The 19,997-nt window shown below is 50.8% G+C and carries 14 protein-coding genes; 3 read left to right on the top strand and 11 right to left on the bottom strand.

Translation table 11 applies throughout. The features are described from left to right. Positions 1-69 precede the first annotated feature (69 nt). Genes AC0QH1_RS16000 through AC0QH1_RS15990 form a run of 3 tightly spaced genes read left to right on the top strand, consistent with a single transcriptional unit; the run spans position 70 to position 6,110 of the window. Positions 70-2,787 (top strand): COG1470 family protein, encoded by a 2,718-nt coding sequence (locus tag AC0QH1_RS16000; protein ID WP_324632208.1) that lies wholly within the window; start codon positions 70-72, stop codon positions 2,785-2,787. 59 nt (positions 2,788-2,846) lie between these two features. Then, positions 2,847-4,382 carry a pentapeptide repeat-containing protein gene (locus AC0QH1_RS15995; protein WP_324632207.1) on the top strand — a complete coding sequence of 512 codons (1,536 nt, stop codon included), beginning with the start codon at positions 2,847-2,849 and terminating at the stop codon, positions 4,380-4,382. Positions 4,383-4,430: 48 nt separating this feature from the next. Continuing rightward, positions 4,431-6,110 carry a tetratricopeptide repeat protein gene (locus AC0QH1_RS15990; protein ID WP_324632206.1) on the top strand — a complete coding sequence of 560 codons (1,680 nt, stop codon included), beginning with the start codon at positions 4,431-4,433 and terminating at the stop codon, positions 6,108-6,110. 135 nt (positions 6,111-6,245) lie between these two features. Here the strand turns inward: AC0QH1_RS15990 and hpsP are convergent, their stop codons facing one another. The 11 genes from hpsP to AC0QH1_RS15935 form a co-directional block, all read right to left on the bottom strand. Continuing rightward, complete coding sequence (gene hpsP / locus AC0QH1_RS15985; RefSeq protein WP_324632205.1) at positions 6,246-7,421, bottom strand: hormogonium polysaccharide biosynthesis glycosyltransferase HpsP; 1,176 nt, start codon at positions 7,419-7,421, stop codon at positions 6,246-6,248. 60 nt (positions 7,422-7,481) lie between these two features. Continuing rightward, on the bottom strand, positions 7,482-8,657 hold the full coding sequence (gene hpsO, locus AC0QH1_RS15980) for a hormogonium polysaccharide biosynthesis glycosyltransferase HpsO (protein WP_324632204.1): 1,176 nt from the start codon (positions 8,655-8,657) through the stop codon (positions 7,482-7,484). Between the two features lie 14 nt (positions 8,658-8,671). After that, on the bottom strand, positions 8,672-9,679 hold the full coding sequence (gene hpsN, locus AC0QH1_RS15975; protein ID WP_324632203.1) for a hormogonium polysaccharide biosynthesis glycosyltransferase HpsN: 1,008 nt from the start codon (positions 9,677-9,679) through the stop codon (positions 8,672-8,674). Between the two features lie 80 nt (positions 9,680-9,759). Beyond that, the gene (gene hpsL, locus AC0QH1_RS15970) at positions 9,760-11,409 is read right to left on the bottom strand and encodes a hormogonium polysaccharide biosynthesis protein HpsL (protein ID WP_324632202.1); all 1,650 of its coding nucleotides are present in this window, start codon (positions 11,407-11,409) and stop codon (positions 9,760-9,762) included. A gap of 296 nt (positions 11,410-11,705) precedes the next feature. After that, positions 11,706-13,235, bottom strand: coding sequence for a phosphoglucosamine mutase (gene glmM / locus AC0QH1_RS15965; RefSeq protein WP_324632201.1), 1,530 nt, complete (start codon positions 13,233-13,235; stop codon positions 11,706-11,708). Between the two features lie 288 nt (positions 13,236-13,523). Next, on the bottom strand, positions 13,524-14,594 hold the full coding sequence (locus tag AC0QH1_RS15960; RefSeq protein ID WP_324632210.1) for a glycosyltransferase family 4 protein: 1,071 nt from the start codon (positions 14,592-14,594) through the stop codon (positions 13,524-13,526). A gap of 129 nt (positions 14,595-14,723) precedes the next feature. Beyond that, a complete protein-coding gene (locus AC0QH1_RS15955) occupies positions 14,724-15,566 on the bottom strand; it encodes a glycosyltransferase family 2 protein (RefSeq protein WP_324632200.1) in 843 nt (280 codons plus the stop codon). 87 nt (positions 15,567-15,653) lie between these two features. Further along, positions 15,654-16,727, bottom strand: coding sequence for a glucose-1-phosphate thymidylyltransferase (locus AC0QH1_RS15950; protein WP_324632199.1), 1,074 nt, complete (start codon positions 16,725-16,727; stop codon positions 15,654-15,656). Positions 16,728-16,733: 6 nt separating this feature from the next. Continuing rightward, positions 16,734-17,600 (bottom strand): dTDP-4-dehydrorhamnose reductase, encoded by an 867-nt coding sequence (gene rfbD / locus AC0QH1_RS15945; RefSeq protein ID WP_324632198.1) that lies wholly within the window; start codon positions 17,598-17,600, stop codon positions 16,734-16,736. 128 nt (positions 17,601-17,728) lie between these two features. Next, positions 17,729-18,280: a dTDP-4-dehydrorhamnose 3,5-epimerase gene (gene rfbC, locus AC0QH1_RS15940; protein ID WP_324632197.1), complete on the bottom strand. Its 552-nt coding sequence runs from the start codon at positions 18,278-18,280 to the stop codon at positions 17,729-17,731. Positions 18,281-18,431: 151 nt separating this feature from the next. Then, positions 18,432-19,610: a M20 family metallopeptidase gene (locus AC0QH1_RS15935; protein ID WP_324632209.1), complete on the bottom strand. Its 1,179-nt coding sequence runs from the start codon at positions 19,608-19,610 to the stop codon at positions 18,432-18,434. Between the last annotated feature and the right edge of the window lie 387 nt (positions 19,611-19,997).

Raw genomic sequence — 19,997 nt, 5'->3', positions numbered from 1 at the left:
GGGGAGAACTCCTCCCTACGCATAAATGACGAGGGTTTCCGTTCTCCCCCTTACCAACCCTAATTTCTGATGACACTACAGCGTTTGAGTCCCACATCCGAAGCGATCGCCAACCCCATTGGCGATCGCCTATCCTCCCCTAGCGTCGCCTCTCCCTTAGGCATTATCGTCAATCCCTCTGGCGCGGCCTCCGTCACCGCCGGCAGCACCCTAGAACTGCGAGTCACCATCACCAATCAAGGCTCGGTCAGCGCCATTATCGATATCTTTATCTCCGAAACCTCGGATCCGGTGCGCGAATGGTTCCTCTCCCCCCACGAACGTCTCGCCCTCACCCCCGGACAAGCCAGCGAAGTGGTCTTTCAGGTGCAAATCCCCGCCGACGCAATTCCCGGCACCTACGACTATACCCTGGTGGTGGATGCGCCGCAGCATTACCCGGAAGAAACCCCCATCGACCGCCCCGGGCGACTTCAGGTGATGCCCTTTATCCAAGAAAGCCGCACCGTCAGCGACCCCACCTTCGCCCTCCTCCCCCTCACCTCCTCGGTTGCTCCCGCTATTCTCCAACCCGGACAACCCCTGGAAATCCAGGTGCAAGTTCACAATCGCAGCGATCGCGTAGACCGCTTTTATCTCGCATGCACCGACCTCCCCGACCCTTGGTACAACACTCTATACCCAGAAGGCTTTCAACAAGCCGGCATCGTCTCCAGTACCCCTAGCGGACTCGAACTCAACCCGGGGGAACAACATCAAATCCTTCTCTACATCAACCCCCCGGAAAATACCCCTGCCGGCATTTACTCTCCCACCATCCGCATCTACAGCGCCAACAACCCAGACCTGGTTCTGCTCGATGTCATCTACTTCAAAATTACCGAAGTTTACCTCCTCAACATCGAATTCATCACCACCCTCGGTAAAGTCAAACGAGAAGCCGGTCTGTTCGAACTGCGCTTTCAAAACTTAGGAAATACCCCCCGCGAAATCATCGTCAGCGCCAAAAGTGCCGATGAAGATGAAATCTGCACCTACACCCTCGCCCCCCCTCAAGTTCGCCTCTTGCCCGGAAGTTCCGCTGTAGTCGGATTGCAAGTTAAACCCACCAAAGGATGGCGACCTTTCTACGGAAAACTCCTCAATTTTGTCGTCGAACTCGAAGACACCCAAAACTTCCCCTTAATTAACGACCGCTTCCAAGGTTCCTTATTCTGGGAACCCCGCCCCTGGTGGCAATTCTTACCCATCGTTATCCTCATTTCCGGTAGCATCGCCGCCCTGATTTTCCTCATTTGGTGGCTGCTCACTCGCCCCCCACAACGCCCCCAATTGCTGCAATTTTACCCGGAAAGCAGTCTGTACAAAGAACTCAATAACGACGCCATTCGCCTCAACTGGACGATTGAAAACCTCGATGAACTCAAAACCCTCCGCATCGTTGGCTTTTCCCCCGATGGAATCGTCAAAAGCGGTCCGTTTGTCTACGACTTTACCGCACAATTCCCCGACGCTTTAGAAACCTTTTGCACCCAAACCGAACGACTGATTTGCCAAAATGTCTGGACCGATGCCCGCGAACCCGGGGATTACATCTTCGAACTCACTGCTATTCCTAAAAACGAAAACGCCGAACCCCAAACCCAAAAAACCAATACTATTCGCATTCTCCCCATTCCCCAACCGCAAATCCTCGAATTATCCTCCACCCAACCTGTCTATCAATCCCGCAATTTATCGCCAATTTCTCCCGAAACACCCCGCCGCCGCCTTACCCCTCCTCCCAATGCTATTCTGCTCAATTGGAAAGTCAGCAATCCCAATCAAATCGAGCAATTAAAATTAATCGGTTTGTCCCCGGATGGGTCAATTAAAACGGAAGAAAAACTGTACGATTTCCGTCAGGGCATCCCCGAGGAATTGCGCGGCTTTTGCGAAACCTCCTCTCAGCCCAATCAACTCCTCTGCACCAATGTCCCCACCACGGCGCGTCAACCGGGAGACTATATTTTTCAATTAACCGTGGTTCCCGAACAAAATGTTACCCCAGATAGTCAACTAGAATCCCAAAAAACCAATACGATAAAAATCCAAGAACAACGCATCCCTACCCAAATTGTCGAGTTTAATCTCAATGGCCAACCCGCCCCGCCTAAAGTGATTCGCCAAGCAAATTCTGGCGCGGATTCTCTTGTGTTTTCCTGGAAAGTGGAAGGGGGGAGAAATATTAAAGTGGAATTGCTTCCCGCCCCAGGTACTGTGCCCAGAGAAGGGAATCTGCGCTACCCCGCCAGTCAACAACCGGGTAGCGAAACGATTACTTTGCAAGTGACCAACGATCGCGGGGAACAACAACAGCGATCGCTCACCATCGAAACCTTACCCCCACCTCCACCGCCCGAACCGGCGATCGTTCCACCCACCCCGGCAGTGGAACAAGCCCCAGCTACGGTTCCCACCCCGGAACCCCCCCCTGCGCCTACCCCCGAAACCCCCGCTTCCCCCACCCCAGAACCCCCCCCTACACCGACTCCGGAGGATATCTCTGTTCCCACACCCCCATCGGTGGATGTTCCAGTTCCAGAAGTGCCGCAACCCGAAACCCCAGATCCGGGTGCAATTCCCGAAATCCCTCCCCCTCCCCCCGGTACACCCGATGGGGACACTCCCGAGGATCCGGAAGCCGCAGACAAGGAGACTGAAGCGGAAAAATCGGAAGAACCCGAACCAAAATTTATCGAGGAAAAACCCCTCGCCCCGGCGGAACTTCCCCCGCAATTTAATTAAAAAATACCCGGTAGAGACCGTTTCTACAATCCCCTTAAATTGACAGGTTAAAGCTGATTATGTTATCGCCTAACTATGAAAAACTATCCCGAATAAATGTCCCGATATCGCCTAACCCCAAATCGGCGATCGCTGCCTTTCTTCTACTTTCCCTCCCCCTCTCTTATCCGGCGATCGCTGCCCGAGGCGGTGATGTAAACAAGTTACAAGAAACCAAAGAATGCCCGGAATGCAATTTGCAAGAAGCCAACTTAATGGGCGCCGAACTGCAAGGCGCAAATTTACAGGCGTCTAACCTCCGCTTGACGAATCTGCGCGGCGCTAAACTCGAAGGCGCAAATTTGTCGCGCTCTCTCATGCGAAATGTAGACCTGCGCGAAGCAAATCTCGCCGGTGCTAATCTGGATAGTGCTAACATCGGCGATGGCAAACTCGCGGATGCCAATTTATTTCGCGCCAGTCTCGAAAATGCCAATCTCGAAAACGCACAACTGCAAAACGCCAACCTCACCAGCGCCAATTTACAACAGGCAAAATTAAAAGATGCACAACTAAACAATGCCAATTTACAACAAGCCAATCTTGCCAATGCAAATTTAGCAGAAGCAAACTTAACCAATGCTTCTCTCAAAAATGCCGATTTAACCAATACCAACTTACAAAAGGTAAATTTAGAATACGCTTCTCTAGAAGGAGCGAATCTCAGCGGCGCAAATTTTGCCGAAGCAACCTTCCTACAAACCAATCTCAACCAGAGCATTATTGACGAACAAACAATTTTAAATGATAAATCTCGCTTCCTTTGGCAGGTCGTGAATCTCCCCCTATCGGGTCAAACCCTAACCCACCAAGATTTATCCGGCGCGTTTCTCGAAGGGATGAATTTGCAAGGAATTAACCTGCAAGGTACCAACCTGGAAAGCGCTTCTTTGTTTGCGGCTAATTTAGAAGGAGCATATCTGAGAAATAGCAATCTCGCTAATGCTTATCTTCATTATGCTGACTTAACTGCAGCCAATATGCAGGGCGTTAACCTGCAAGCTGCAGATGTGCGTCATGGGATTTTAGTAGGCGCAAATTTAAGCGAAGCGAATCTCGCAGATGCCAATTTGTTAGATGCAGATTTAACTAATAGCAATCTATTAGCGGCGAATTTAGAAAATACTCAATTGGGCGGGGTGAATCTTTCCGGAGCAAATTTGGGTAAGGCAAATATTCGCCAGATTCAAATTAATCCGCAAACCACAATTGACGGTCAATGGTTGTTGGTTTTGGAGTTGATTCGCGAAGGGGCGGAAAACCGCGATTTAACCGATGCAAATCTGTTTCAGGCAAATTTGCAGGGGGTGAATTTTGCCGGGGCGAGATTATCCGGGGTGAATTTATCCGGGGCAAATCTGAGTGAGGCTAATCTGGAAAATGCCCATTTATTTGAGGCGAATCTGCAAGATGCTGACTTGCAGGGGGCGAATCTAGCGGGGGCGAATTTAGGGGAGGCAAATTTGAGCGGGGCAAATTTACAGGAGGCGACGCTAAGGAATGCTTATTTTTGTCGTACAATTATGCCAGATGGGTCGGTTTCGGGGTGCGAGTAAAATCGGTTTTTTTTGGGTTGCAGAAAGGATAAAAAAAGGTAAGGAAAAATGAAGGAGTGTCAAGGAAAGGGGTTAACCGGAAAAATCCAGTGGCGAAGCGTTTTTGGCTTGACGATGTGCGGGGTGCTTTTGGGCGGATACCTGAGGCCGGGAGTGCTGGCGCAAGAGGGAGTGCAGGAGTTTGAGTATTGGGCGAATTTATGTCAAACCCTGGCGGAGGAGGAGAAGTATGAGGAGGCGATCGCGGCGTGCGATAGCGCGATCGCTCTCAACCCGAACGACCCGCAAACCTGGAGCGATCGCGCCGATGTGCTGTTTGCCACGGCAAAATATCCCGAGGCCCTGGCGGCTTATACCCAAGCCCTGGAATTGGAACCGGAACATTCCTTGCGACTGACGCTGCAATGTGCCACTCTGGTGGAATTGGAGAAGTACGAGGAGGCGATCGCGGCCTGCGGTACGGCGTTGCGCGTTGATGCGAATTGGGGGGAGGAGGAGCCGGCAATGGCGTGGTATCATCGCGGGGTGGCGTTCCAAGGCGCAGGTGAAATAGAAGAGGCGCTGTCGTCTTTTGAATGGGCGATAAAACTCGATCCCGATTATTCCGTGGCGTTGGCACAGCGCTGCGCGATTCTCTCGCAAGCGGGTCAGTCCCAAGCAGCCCTCGATGCCTGCGATCGCGCGTTGCAAGCCAATCGCAATTGGGGTACTCTCTCGGAGGCGATCGCTTGGGTGAATCGCGCCCGCTTGCTGCAAGAACAAGGTGAATATGACCAGGCTTTAGCCTCCTACGACCGCGCCCTGGCCCTCGATCCCAACGATGCGATCGTCTGGACGGAACAAGGCATTTTACTCGGGATTTTGGGAAGGCACGCCGATGCGCTTCTCTCCTATCAATGGGCAATTAAAATCAATCCCACTTCTTCCCTCGCCCTGGCACAACAGTGCGCTACGTTAAATCGCTTGGGCAGTTATGAAGCGGCGAAAGCTGCTTGTGAAAAAGCCCTGCAAGAAGGGGATGGCAATTGGGGAAACCTCGGTCCGGCGGAAGCTTGGGCGCAGTTAGGCAATTCTCTCACGGGAATGGAAAATTACGAAGATGCTTTAGCCGCCTCTAACCGCGCGATCGCCCTCGCCCCAGACTACGCCGACGCTTGGAGCAATCGCAGCGTCCCCCTGTGGCATTTAAACCGCCCGGAAGAGGCTCTCGCCGCCACGGAACAAGCGATCGCTGTCTCCCCCGACTCTTCTCTGGCGTGGTTCAATCAAGGGCGCATTCTCACCGCTTTGGGACGCTATGACGAAGCGGTTTCCGCTTACGATCGCGCCCTGCGTGGAGATGCCAATGTGGGCGATCGCCCTACTTTCGGCGATATTTGGATCAACCAAAGTGCCCTATTCTATCGCTTGGAACGCTATCGCGACGCGGTTAATGCCGCCGATCGCGCCCTGGCGATCGACCCGAATGCTTCAGAAGCTTTATACAACAAAGCCTTGGCCCTGATGGCTGTCCGCCGCTACGCTGAAGCCGTCACTACCTACAATCTCGCTATCGAACTCGATGCCAATAATCCGGATTTCTGGGCCGGTAAGGCGATCGCCCTCCGCTTTCTCGAAGAGTACGGCGACGCCCTCGCCGCCGTGCAAAAAGCATTGGAACTCAATCCCAGCCACCCCCAAGCCTTGAGCGAACAAGAGGTCATTATGGAAGAAATGAGCGACTCGTAAGTATATCCTTTATGTATAAAATCGAGAGATAATATCCGGACAGGGCATGCCCTGTCCCGACAAGGGCAGAGAATTACATATTATCAACCTGAAACAATTAATTGACATTTGTAGCGAAGTATGGTAATGCGCCAACTAGGAACCGAGAATGTCCTGGTAAGCGCGCAGGGTTTGAGCGGCGATCGCATCCCAACTGTAATGAGTGGTCGCATAGGCTTGCGCCTTCATCCCGCGCTGCTGACACTGGGCCGGATCGGAGATAGCCTCCCCCAGCAACACCGAAAATTCAGCCACATTGCATTCACCCACCCAGCCGGCATTAGCGGCGATGACATCCTCCCAAATATAGACCCCGCGCGAAATGCAAACTGCGGTTCCGGCAGCCATTGCTTCCGCCACAGCAATGCCGAAATTTTCATAATAAGAAGGTAATGCAAATACATCCGCAGTTTGCAACAAAGCGCGCTTCAATCCACCGGTGACAAACCCCGGAATTGTGGTGCGATCGGCAAGGGAAGAGGATTGGATTTGCGATTTTATCTGCGCTTCGTACTGCGGATCTTGCGGATTGCTACCGGCTAATACGAAATGAAAATTAAATCCTTGCTCTACCAGGTTTTCTAAAGCGGGCAATAAGAGATTTAAACCTTTTTTCGGTTCGATACGCGAGAGAAATAAAACCAAAGGGCGATCGCCAGGAATTCCCAACTGTTGGCGCACCTCATCTTCGCCTATAGATTCCGGCGGTAAATTCACCCCCAACGGAATAATTAAATCCCTGGTTTTTACCCCAAAGCGCTGCGAAATCTTAGCCTCTTCGTTACTGGTAAAATGCAGCGCCGCCGCCCCGGCAATATTGGCTTTTTCCCACAGGGTGGTGTAAATTTGTTTGAGCTTTTTTTTCTTTTGTAAATCCGCCGGATCGAGAGTGCCTAATGGGCGCAAAAGATAAGGCAAATTGCGAGTTCTGGCCACGGTTGCTGCCCCAGAAATGACCGGAGAAAACAAGGCATGCAGGTGGGCGATATCGAAGTCTCGGACATGGTGATTTAACCAGCGCAATAACTGCCAAGAAAACTTGTAGCGGCGGAAGGGGGAACAGGGAAAATAGCGAACGAAATAGCCGTCTTCTTCCACCGGGCGATCGAGGGGAACATCCAACGGGGGTTGACCTGCATCCCCATTAGAATTGGTGGTTAAAATGGTCACTTCTGCCCCTTGACGCGCCTGCGCCGCCGACAATCCCCGAACCATTTGACTCGGACCGCCATATATTAAAGAAATGGAAGGAATAATTTGTAAAATTCGCATAGTTAAATCAATGTTACCCCATCAAAATGGTACGAGATGGCGGAGGTGGGCAAGTGGTGATTAAGGATGGGCAATGAGCTGTTGGTAGAATTCTAATTGTTGGCGGGCGATCGCCTGGTTGGTATAATGATTCATGGCGCGATCGTACCCTTTTTTGGCCAGGTCTTGTTTCAACTGTAGATTGTCCATAAGCTGACCCAAGCAATCTGCTAATGCCTGAGAATTGCCCTCAGGGAAGACCAATCCGGCATCATCGATGACATAGGGGATTTCGCCCGAATCCGAACCGATCGCCGGCACTTGGCAAGCCATCGCCTCAATCAGGACGTGACCGAATTGTTCTTTCCAACCCACAGAGGTTAAGGTTTTAAACTCGTTGGTGGTTTCTGAAGGGAGAACTAACACATCCATTAAGTTAATATAGCGCGGCACTTCGTCATGGGGAACGCTTTCGATCCAGATGAGTCGATTTTGCAGATTGAGGTCAGTTGCTTTAGCAGCGATCGCCGCTTTTAAATCCCCCCGTCCGAGCAATATTAATTTCCCAGGTTTATCCGGTAAAGTGGATAAGGCATCGAGGAGAGTTAGCAAGCCTTTTTCTGGTACAAAGCGCCCGACGAATCCCACCACAAATTCATCGGGTTGAATGTTAAGAGATGCCGCGAGTTCCGGTTGAGGTTGGGGACGAAAGAGGGTTTCATCCACGCCGAGTTGCGGGAGCACTTTAATCGGGCCGAGATAGCCGCGATCGCGCAGAATATTTGCCCCATCTTGATTGCCCGCAATAATCCCATCAGTATGGCGCAAATTGTAGGATTCTAACAAAGAAACTGGCCATTTCAAATCGTAAGGCAAATTCCACCAAGTGAAAAATAGAGTTTTGGCTTCCAGTCCCAGAAGGCGATTGAGGGTAATGAATTGAGCGTAAGTTAACGCTTTCGACCCCTGTTCTACTTGAATGATATCGGGGCGAAATTCGCGCAGCAGCTTGATTAAATCCGGTCCAAAGGTTAACAGACCTTGATTGTTTTCGCTGAAATTAGAAACCGGGACGACTTGGAAGGAGTCTTCTTGTAGGGGTTCGGTTTCGATAATTTTATTTTGCACCCCACCGGGACGCCAGCGACGAGGAACGACCACCGTTACCTCAATATTCGGTTCTAAGCGGGCCAAAGCGCGGAGCTTTTCGCGGTTGAGGTCAACGATATAAGTATGGCTAGCAACGAGAACTTTCACGGGTTTGAGGAGGGTTATTTACTAACGGCAAATTGCTGTTGGGTTTGGGTGAGTTCGTCTTGTTGGCTGTAAACTTGTCCATCGCCGAGGGTGGATTGCAGCAGGGTGAAGCAAGCGTTCAAAAAGCCGAGGGTATAGAACCAACCGCGTACCAGAGTTTTAATCGGGGAACCGCTTTTATTGCAAGGGGGATGACCGAGTACGTGACAATCAAATAAGCGGGCAAAAAAGCGGAGGCATTGAGTGGGGGTGAGGTTTTTTAAGCCCATGAGAAAGTGATTGTGATAAAAGGTGATTTGGTATTGAACCGATCGCGTACTGATATCGTGACAGCCGCCGGTTTGTTCACCTAAGTGAATGAGATGGGCTTCGGGGTCGTACCAGATTTTGTAGCCGGTTTGTCGCAGGCGCAGACAGAAGTCAGATTCTTCGCGGACAGCGCTACCTTTAAAGCGTTCGTCAAAGTGGAGTCCGTACTGATGGAAAATGTCGCGGCGAAAGGACATATTGCACCCGCGAACCGAGAGGACTTCTTGGGGTTTGATGGTATGAACTAGGTCGATATAGTACCAAGCGATGCCCGGATCCATTGCTTCGGCGGGGAGGGCTTCAATTTGTAAATCGCCGCCCGAGTCAGAGAGTTTCATGCGATCGAAAACCCGACCGGCGATCGCGCCAACTTCCGGTTTATCCAGGTAGTTTTTCGCGTGAGTTTGGAAAAAACCGGGGGGGAGTTGGACGTCATCATCGAGAAAGAGGATAATCTCGCCATGCGATCGGCGAACCGCATAATTGCGCGCCCCCGGTAAACTGGCCCAGTTGACGCGGAACCAGCGAATTTTTTCCGAGGTGGAGAGTTGTTCGAGATAAGCTTGAGTTTCCGGTTCGTGAGTGGGAGTTTGATCCACCACCAGCACTTCAAAGTCCGGGTAATCTTGGTTTAGGACATCAGCGATCGTGTCTCGCAGTGCCTTTTCGCGGTTGTAGGTGGGAACGATAACAGAAATGGAAGGCCAGTTCATAGGGGTTTGGAGTTGAGAGGGATTTGGTGAAGATAGAACAGCGAGGGAGAAAGGGCAAAACCGAGAAAACTGCGGGGAATTCACCTCCTTTTTTTGGGTTTAGCCGTTGTTTCTTCTTCTAGTATGCCTGCTTCCCAGGCTTTTTGTTTCTCCTCCTGAATTTCTCGGTCGATATCGGGTAGCTTAAAGAGCAATCCTGCCCAAAACCAATAATAAACCGCCACCGGATCCACGTCTAGGGGGTAATAGTAAGTGTTGTAACTGATAAATAAAATAAATACCCAAAACGACGCACCATAGCCGCGTAGGTGTTTATCTTTGAGAGCGCGGTAGGTTTTGAAGGCGAGATAGGTTAAAGTGGTGACGAAAATCAGGAAAGTCAGAACCCCAATCGGGCCAATTTCGTAGAATAATTTCGGATAATAGGTTTCGATGAGCTTAGTTTGGCCAAAGGTGCGGGCGGAGTTCGTCGCGCGACCCAACCCGTTGCCAAATAATCCAGTCTGTCCTTTAGAGGTAAATTCAAATTGGTGGGCAATAAACTCCGTAGGGGGAGAAGCATTCCAACGAGCCACAAAACTATCGACCCGTTCCTGAACCACTTCAGGAAATATTGCCATCGCGCCGATGCCTAAAATTCCTAATCCGATTCCGACCGGGATAAAGCGTTTTAAGTTAGCCAATTGGCCAGTGAGAACCAGCAAAATTACTGTCAACAATGGAACGAGAGCTAAGGCAATTCGCTGCCCGGAAATAACGGAGTTAACAAACACTAATGCCATGCCAAAAAAACCAACAATTTGCCACCGTAAAGACGGATCGTTGAAAGCAGCAGCAAAGGTGACAAAAATATTGGCAATTAAAAACCAAGCCCATTGCCAGGGCGCGACGAAGGTACCGGGTAAGCGAACCATGCCTACTTCTGGACTGAAAACCAGGGAACCGCCAACCAAGCACTTTGCTTCTAGGGTGGCTTTAAATAAAGCGTCTCCCACATAACCGCGCGTCCCCGGACAGCGACCGGAGGCTAGCATAAAATATTGGAGGAAGCCCAGACCACAGCAGACGATCGCCAAAATCACGTGCAGGCGAACCAGCCAGATAAATTCTTTTTTGTTGCGAACCAGATAATAGGCGCAAGCGATTAAGGGAATGTAGCCAATAAACACTTTGATGCCTAAAATCCCCATTGGAATGGGTTTATCCCCTGCTTCGGGATTTAGTTGCTGAATACCGTTAACAAACAACAGGGTCATGGCTACGATCGCCAGCAGCAGATTGAGGACTGGGGCGAGTTTTTGCGGAATTACGAATGGTTTTTTTTGCCGCTTGCATTCTTGGTAAAGGGCGATTGCGGCGGGGATGTAGAATCCATCTTTGGCCAATTGAAAGATGGGACTTCCGCCGCCGATCCAGTAGGTAATTGTCCCCGAAAAGGGCATGTAGATCGTGAACCCCCACAGGGCCAGACGGGGATATTTGTACGACAGCAATAAAACCGCGACGCCACCCCCACCTGCAAGGGCGAGTTTTGCTCCCGCAACAAAAAATAAAGCAATCCCGATCGCCACTCCCATACCGCCATAAAGGGCGAAGGATTGAATGATTTCATTGCGTTGGCGAGCGGCTTGCTTTTGTTGGGCGGCTAGCTCCTTTTTGCTCAGTGTTGGAGCTTGTTTGTCCTGATTGTGTTTGGATTTCTGCTTGGATTTTCTCTTCTTTTTTATCATGGCATGACGGCAAATAAGCCCCTACGCATCAAGCCCTCAAAGAGTGAGGTGTTTTAGCCCACTTCAGACTAACAATTCTTTATTGATAGCGCAAATTTAAGCGTGAGTGCCATGAGGTGGAGTGAAACGGGTTAATTCCCGACGCGATCGCGGGTCGGCTGCCTATGGCGCCACCCTAATTTACTACATTTAACTTGCAATTTTTATAGCAAAATTTAAAGGCGCGATTGCTCGCGCCTCAGTGATTTTCTAGATAAATTTCTAGAATGTTTTATGCAATTTAGACGTTAAAAACTTTAAGCGGCTAAATGGCGTTCCACCGCCTGCACCAGATTTTCGGTCCAATGGTTGGCCAGATCCACTGTAGCAGCTTCCACCATCACCCGGATTACCGGTTCGGTGCCCGAGGCGCGGACCAAGACGCGACCCCGATCGCCCATTGCCGCTTTTGCGGTAGCGATCGCATTTTGCAGCGCTTCGCAATTTTGCCACTCCATGCGGCGATCGCGCTCTTCCACCCGCACATTCCGCAACAACTGCGGATAAGCTTGAAAACTTTCATCCACCAAGCAACCCAGAGACTCCCCATGCTGCTTCACCAAGCGCGCCAGATGCAACGCCGTCATCACACCATCCCCAGTCACCCCGTAGTGACGACAGAGAATATGTCCCGACTGTTCGCCACCGAGCATCGATCCGCTGCGAACCATTTCCGCGTGGACGTGACTATCTCCGACCGCCGCGCGCCGCAACTGACCCCCGCAACTTTGCCACGCCCGCTCGAACCCTAAATTTGACATCACCGTGGCCACAATCGTACTATCGGGGAGCTGACCCACATCGCGCAGTTGAGTCCCCCACAAATACAGGATATAATCCCCATCTACCGTTCTGCCTCGGTCATCCACCGCCAGGGCGCGATCGGCATCCCCATCAAACGCAAATCCCAAATCCGCCCCATACTCTTTCACTGCCGCTTGCAACACTCCCAAATGCGTAGACCCGCACTCCACATTAATCCGATCGCCATCCGGGCGATCGTGCAAGCAGATAACCTCTGCCCCCATTGCCCGAAACACCTGCGGGGCCACCAGAGACGCCGCCCCCCAGGCCAAATCTAAAACAATTCGCATCCCCTGCAGGGGCAATTCCTCCACCCCACCGGCAGACACCACCGGCGCTTGTAACGATTGGGCATAGCGATCGACCAACTCTGGTCTATGATAGTGTTGTCCCCATGCCGTGGAACTCGCTCCCTCGCCTTTCCCTCGGATGCCTCTTTCAATCTGCCCCTGCAGGTCTGGCGAGAGCTTGGTGCCATCCGCCCCAAAAAACTTAATTCCATTATCCCCCGGGGGATTGTGACTCGCCGAAATCATTACCCCACCCACGGCATCCGAAACGCTGGTCAAATACGCCACGCAGGGGGTGGGGCACAATCCCAAATTCCACACTTCTAACCCCGCTGCCGTTAAACCCGCCGATAGCGCCATCGCCAGCATATCGCTGGAGTTTCGCGAATCTTGTCCCAGGATAATCGGACCGGGGGTGTACGCTTGCGTCTTCAACACTTGACCCGCCCAAAATCCCACTTGCAAGGCTAACGGCGCACTGAGAAACTCTCCCACTCGTCCGCGAATGCCATCAGTGCCAAATAAGGGACTCTTTGGCAGATGAATGCCACTCCCCGCAATAAACAGGCGATTCGTTACCTCTTTCCCCCCATTGGGTTTGAGGTTTTGCACTGGGTTCGCGCTCACCGGCGAGGCAACCGACAAAGAAGAATTCACACTAGCGCCTTGAGTCCAGGCAGGAGATGTAACCATAATTTCATTCACTCCACACACAAATTACATTCACTGTGGAGAATAACATTTCCACGCGAATATCCTACTTACACTACCCTGAAAAAGCAAAATCCGGAGTCCCTGTCAAGGGTGGGATTGGCGCTGTCAGGGCAAGGAGGACCCCTACAGTCCAACTGATGAAATATGCAATGCGAAATCTGAAATAGATTCAGACCCGAGCAGACTTTCTGAGGCTTTCTTTACAGTTGTGGGTTTGGCAATCCCATTAAACTTCTATATTCCATTAAACTTTAAGTTGAAGGAGTTTTATAGATATTGTTTTAAAACGTCACAGGTGAGCGCTCCGGTTTTCGCCCAGCTAAACTGACTGGCTCTAGCCAAACCCTGTTCCCGCAAACGCGATCGCGTGGTGGGACTGATGGCAACCAATTGCATGGCACTGGCGATTTCTCTGACATTGTATGGATCGACTAAAATTGCCGCATCCCCGGCGAGTTCTGGCAGCGAAGACCGATTTGAGGTAATGACCGGCGTCCCACAGGCCATTGCTTCGAGAACGGGCAATCCAAATCCTTCCCAAAGACTGGGGAAAACCAAAGCGATCGCTTGATTCATTAACACCGGCAGTTTCTCATAAGGCACGTATTCTAAAAATTTCACCCGTTCGCTCAACCCCAATTCCCTAACCTGTGCTTTCAACTCTGGGGTATAGCGCGGATCCGCCGACCCTGCTAACCAGAGTTCCGAATCCGACCACGGTGCTATCTTACCAAAAGCATCGATTAAGCGATGTAAATTTTTGTAAGGGTCGCTGCGACCCACATATAAAAAATAATTCCCGTTTGGTAAATCTAAATACCGAAAATTCTTCGCATCGTATCCCAACGGAATCGGCATAATCTTTTTCGCAGGAATCTGGCAAAAATTACTAATATCCCGGGCAGTAGCCGTGGAATTGCACAGAATGCCCTCAGCTTGCTCCAACACCCGAGGAATGTAATACCGATGGTAGTACAATAGGGGCGATCGCCGACTGGGAAAACGCAGGGGGATGAAGTCGTGAACCATCACCACTGACCGACAATCGGAAAATAAAGGCGCTTCCGGAACCGGCGAAAACAGCAGCCGCGATCGCAGATTTTTATAAATTTTCGGTAACTGTTGCTGCGTCCAGACCAATCGGTTAAAATGACCCTTTTTTCCGTAGTCTGGCGTTAAATTTTGCGGAATTAAGTAGCAATTATAGTCCGAAATCTCTTCTCCCACTAATAATGTTGGCTGCAACCCTTTCAAATAAGGGACGACATTTTTCGCATAAGTGGTAATCCCCGTCGGTTGCGAAATCAAAAACGACAAATTAATCAATAGGGAATGCAAGAAGTTAACCTCGGATAATAACTTGACCTCCAAACTACGCACGAAGAGCGAATCCGAATATTGCGATTTCATTTACGGGAAAAAGCGCTTTTCTTTCCCCTCAAACCTGCAGGAACAACGGTTTGACCTTCACCGCCGCCCCAGATATTTCCATACTCCCTCCAACTTTCCCATTGCCACCGCAGGCTTAACCGCAATCAAAAGCATGGCATATAAAACTAACCGCAACAATCGCAGCGCAAACACTATCTTTGAAGTATAGGTTTCCATTGCTTTCAAGTAACTATAGGTACTGTAATTGTATTTTTTTCTGATTTTTCGGTCAGCTACCGAAGAGGGATAGTGAACGATCGCAATACGCTCGGTTATGCCAATTAAATGTCCGAGAGCGGCATAACGCCGACAGAAATCAAAATCCTCATAATAAAGAAAATAATCGGCATCAAAGGCAGGACACTGGGAAAAATTGCTCAGATTCATTAACAAACTACACCCCGTTACCCAATCACAAATTACATACCCCATTTTTGACGAATTCGTCAAGCAGTTTTGTTGCGCGATCGCCCCCGTCTCCGGAATAAAGTGCCCACCGGCAAACCACAGCTCTCCGGTGGGATCGTAAACAATTGTACCTAAAATCGACACCTCTGGATGCATCGCAAAAAATTGAGGAACCCGGGCCAGCATTCCGGGGAGCAATACAGCATCCGGATTGATCGACCAAACGATCGCCTGCGGATCTTGGCGATAAATCCATTGCAGACCCAGATTGCACCCCCCGCCAAACCCTAAATTTTCCCCCGCCTCTAACACCACCACCGATTCAGACGCCAACTCTCGAATCGACTCATCCCCGGGTGAATTATTCACGATCGCCACGCAATAGGGAATCTCCCCTTGAACACAAATCGATTGCAGTAACTTTTCAGTCAACTCCCTGGAATAATAATTGACCGTTAAAAAATAAATCACATTACTGTCAACTTTTTCCCATCAATTCCCACCAACTCAAAGCAAAACTTTCCGCCACTTTCTCTCCCCAAGTGCCCCAATTCTTCATCATACCAACTCGATTTGAGAATCATCGCCAATCATAAATCGGAACGCTTTCGGGCGGCGAGGTGCCACAGTCAATTGCGCGCGACGTCCGATGACGCTATCCACCAATCGCTGATGAATTCCGGTGATTTTAGCCCCCTGCAAAATCACACTATGCTCCAACTCCACATCAATCAGAGTTGCCCCATCAGCGATACTGCTATACGGCCCGATAAAACAGTTTTCTAAATAGCAATTTTCTCCAATGGCCACCGGCCCGCGAATCGAACAGTTTACCACCTTCGTTCCCCGACCGATTTGCACTCGTCCGATGACTTGACTTTGGGCATCGACTTGTGCTAAAATACTAGGAGTTAATTGGGTATCTAAAATAATCCGATTGGCTTCGAGCAGGTCATCTTTTTTTCCCGTATCCAACCACCAGCCTTCCAAAGTGCAAGATTCCACAGCGGTTTCGCATTCGATCAGGCGTTGAATGGCGTCGGTGATTTCTAGTTCCCCTCGGGGAGAAGGTTGGATTTGCGCGATCGCCTCGTGAATTTTGGGCGAAAAGAAATAAATTCCTACCAATGCCAAATTCGAGGGCGGGTCTTTTGGCTTTTCTACTAATTTTAATACTTTCCCCCGTCGGTCTACTTGCGCCACACCAAACGCACTGGGATTCGACACCGGACGCAGGAGAATCAACCCATCTAGATTTTCTGCTTTAAACTTCTGCAAAAACGGATTGAGCGGTCGTTGAATGAGGTTATCTCCTAAATACATTACAAACGGAGAATCCTTTAAAAACGGTTGGGCAATTTTCACCGCATGAGCCAACCCGGCGGGTTCTTCTTGTAAAATATAGGTAATATTTGCTTTGAAGCGATCGCCATTGCCGGTGAGCGATTGCACTTCCTCGCCAGTTTCGGGACTGATAATAATCCCAATCTCGGTAATTCCCGCCGCTACGATGCCTTGAATTCCATACCACAAAATCGGTTGATTGGCCACCGGCACCAATTGTTTTGCCCCCGAGTAGGTGAGGGGTCGCAAGCGCGTACCTTTCCCGCCGGATAAAATTAAAGCTTTCATGCTCATTTAACCCTTAAAATTCGCTAACATTTGTCGCAGTCCCTGTCGCCAGTGGGGGGGATAGGTGCCCAAAACCGAGGCAATTTTGGCACAAGAGAGAACCGAATAGGCAGGGCGCTTTGCCGGGGTGGGATATTCCGCTGTGGTAATCGGGGTCACGCGCTGCACTTGCAGGGGAAATCCGAGGGATTTGGCTTCTTCAAAGATAGCCACGGCGAAATCGTACCAACTGGCAACCCCGCTATTGGTGTAGTGGTAGATACCCGGGGGGATAGCCAATTGCACGATAGAGGCGATCGCCCCAGCTAAATCCCCGGTCCAGGTGGGACTTCCCACTTGGTCCGCCACCACCCGCAACTCTTCGCGATCGCCCCCTAAGCGCAGCATGGTCTTGACAAAATTTCCCTTTCCCCCACTGCCATACACCCAAGCGGTTCTCAAAATAATAAAATCGCCCCCTACTTCTTGAATGGCTTGCTCGCCGACAAGTTTCGATTTCCCATAACTTCCCAGGGGATGAGTGGGGTCGGTTTCCGAGTAGGGATGACTTTGCGTCCCGTCAAACACGTAATCCGTGGAAATGTGAAGCAGTCGCGCCCCTATTTTCTGACTTTCTTCTGCCAAAACCCCCACCCCAGTTCCATTAATTGCCGTAGCTAATTCCGGTTCGCTTTCCGATTTGTCCACCGCCGTGTAAGCAGCAGCATTGACCACCACATCGGGTCGAACTTCAGCGATCGCTTGGCGAATGCGGTCCGGTTGGGTGAAATCGAGAGTGGCGCGATCGCGCCGTGTCACCTCTCCCACCGCCGGCAAAATGGTTTGCAATTCCTGACCCAATTGGCCGGTCATTCCTGTGAGTAAGATTTTCATCGTTAATCGTTCTTTAGACGAAAGGGAATGGTTGCGTTAAGCCACATCGATGGATGGGTAGCGGGAAGAAAAACGAGAGTCTGGAGATATGAAATCGGCGAGAATAGCACCGCAAAATTAACGATTAACTAGACAAACAATTCGGCGCTTTTTAACGGCACGCCGGCGCGGTCTTTTGCCGATAAAATTGGCGATGCTGTATCGTTAACGGGCCAGTCAATTCCGATATCCGGGTCATCCCATTGAATCGAGCGTTCGGATTGGGGATGGTAGTAGTCGGTGGTTTTGTACAACACTTCCGCCATTTCCGACACCACGAAAAATCCGTGAGCGAATCCCACAGGAATCCAGAGTTGTCGGTGGTTTTCCGAACTGAGTAAGCAACCGACCCACTGTCCGAAAGTGGGGGAATTTTTGCGGATATCCACGGCTACATCAAATATGCTGCCGAGTGCCACGCGGATTAATTTGCCTTGGGGCTGTTGCAGTTGGTAGTGCAAACCGCGCAGGACATTTTGGCGCGATCGCGAGTGATTGTCTTGGACGAATTCTCCCGTAAAGCCAGTTTTTTCGGCAAATTCTCGCTTGTTAAAACTTTCAAAGAAAAAGCCGCGCGAGTCGCCGAATACTTTGGGTTCGATAATGACCACATCGGGAATGTGGGTGGGAATAACGTTCATCGAGTCGGATTCGCAGGCGGTTGGGTGGGCATTGTCTGTATTCAGACGTTAGTTAATTTATCAGAAATGTTGATGCAATGGGAAAAGCGGGGCAGGGGAGTTGCATTCTGGGTCAGAGTACAACTCCCGGGGGAAGGATGGAAAGGGAGGGTTAGGGCAACTGCCAATATTTACAAGCGGCATAAGCAAGTGTCACCACGCCGGTAACGATCGCGGACTCGTCTATGGAAAATTGCGGGTGGTGGAGGGGGTAGTTGGGTTTATCCCGATGACCGACACCGAGACGAAACATGCTGCCCGGGGCATGTTCGAGGTAGAGGGAGAAGTCTTCGGCCCCCAGGGAGGGTTCGGGTAAAATTTGCACGCGATCGCTGCCCCATGCTTCCACTGCGGCACTTTCGAGCGCTTGGTTCATTATCGGGTCGTTTTGTACGGAAGGCACGCCGCGACGGTAGTTGAGGTGATATTTTGCGCCGTACATTTGGCACACACCGGCCACGATTTGCTCGATCCAGCCGGGCAATTCGGCGTGAGTGTCGGGGTGGAGCGATCGCACGGTGCCGAGCAATTTTACCGTATCGGCAATCACGTTGGGTGCCCGCCCCCCGGTAATTTGACCGATGGTCAACACCACCGGGCGTAGGGGATTGTGGGTGCGACTGATGGCTTGTTGTAGGGTGGTAATCACTTGGGATGCAATCCAAATCGCATCGATCGCCTGGTGGGGACGCGCCCCATGTCCGGATTCTCCTTGAATGATAATTTCTAAGTCATCCGCCGCCGCTGTCAGCGCCCCATGTCGGATCCCCACAGATCCGGCGGGAATGGTGGGAAACACATGCAAGCCAAAAATGCCTTTCACCTTCTCCATCGCGCCATCTTTGACCATCCACCCGGCACCCTGGGCGATTTCCTCTGCCGGTTGAAACAGGAACCGCACGTTTCCCGGGAGGGTTTCTTTCAGTTGGGACAGAACCATTGCGGTTCCTAGTCCCACGGTGGCGTGAACGTCATGTCCGCAAGCGTGCATCACGTCGGCTTTCTGCGAGGCATATTCTAAGTCGGTGCGTTCGGCAATCGGCAGAGCATCCATATCGGTGCGAATGGCTAACCACCCATCGTCCTCGCCCTGACCCACCAGTTCTCCGATAACGCCTGTTTTTGCCACCCCCTCGCGCACGTGGACACCACAGGAAGAAAGGACACCGGCGACATAAGCGGCGGTTTGATATTCCTCACCGCTTAATTCGGGATGACTGTGAAAATGTCGCCGAATCTCTATCAGGCGTGGCGCTAATTGTTCTGCAAGGTCTTTGATTTGGCTGAGCATTTGGATTTCGGTTTTTGGGCTATAGTGCATGGTCATAGTTTGGCGTTGATTGCCAAAAAATTGCAATTCAGCCGGCAGGGAGGGCAGAGGGTTCAACCGCTTATCCCAATTTTCTACATTATTGGCGATCTCTAACCCCCAGCGGTCAGCACATGGCACTCCATTCACCGACATAAGCTCGGTATAGCAGTTCTCATATGGGTGAGGTAACGAATTTTTACTTCGGAGATGCAAGCGCGGTTAGGACTATTCGGCTGCTTACTACATCAAGAAAGAGACCTGCTATATTTCACCACCACCACGCGATCGGTGGAAAAAAACTATCCCGATATCCGCAATAGTTATTTATCCCTAGTCCAACTCCCAGGGATGGAAAAAAACTATCCC

Source organism: Phormidium sp. CCY1219, from assembly GCF_055795085.1.
Note: the sequence above shows the minus strand (reverse complement) of the source record. Positions and strands in the feature narration are given on the sequence as shown.

Coding starts and splice junctions, on each gene's coding strand:
- AC0QH1_RS16000 (WP_324632208.1), top strand. CDS start 70: ATGACACTACAGCGTTTGAGTCCCACATCCGAAGCGATCGCCAACCCC.
- AC0QH1_RS15995 (WP_324632207.1), top strand. CDS start 2,847: ATGTTATCGCCTAACTATGAAAAACTATCCCGAATAAATGTCCCGATA.
- AC0QH1_RS15990 (WP_324632206.1), top strand. CDS start 4,431: ATGAAGGAGTGTCAAGGAAAGGGGTTAACCGGAAAAATCCAGTGGCGA.
- hpsP (WP_324632205.1), bottom strand. CDS start 7,421: ATGCGAATTTTACAAATTATTCCTTCCATTTCTTTAATATATGGCGGT.
- hpsN (WP_324632203.1), bottom strand. CDS start 9,679: ATGAACTGGCCTTCCATTTCTGTTATCGTTCCCACCTACAACCGCGAA.
- hpsL (WP_324632202.1), bottom strand. CDS start 11,409: ATGATAAAAAAGAAGAGAAAATCCAAGCAGAAATCCAAACACAATCAG.
- glmM (WP_324632201.1), bottom strand. CDS start 13,235: ATGGTTACATCTCCTGCCTGGACTCAAGGCGCTAGTGTGAATTCTTCT.
- AC0QH1_RS15950 (WP_324632199.1), bottom strand. CDS start 16,727: ATGAAAGCTTTAATTTTATCCGGCGGGAAAGGTACGCGCTTGCGACCC.
- rfbD (WP_324632198.1), bottom strand. CDS start 17,600: ATGAAAATCTTACTCACAGGAATGACCGGCCAATTGGGTCAGGAATTG.
- rfbC (WP_324632197.1), bottom strand. CDS start 18,280: ATGAACGTTATTCCCACCCACATTCCCGATGTGGTCATTATCGAACCC.
- AC0QH1_RS15935 (WP_324632209.1), bottom strand. CDS start 19,610: ATGCTCAGCCAAATCAAAGACCTTGCAGAACAATTAGCGCCACGCCTG.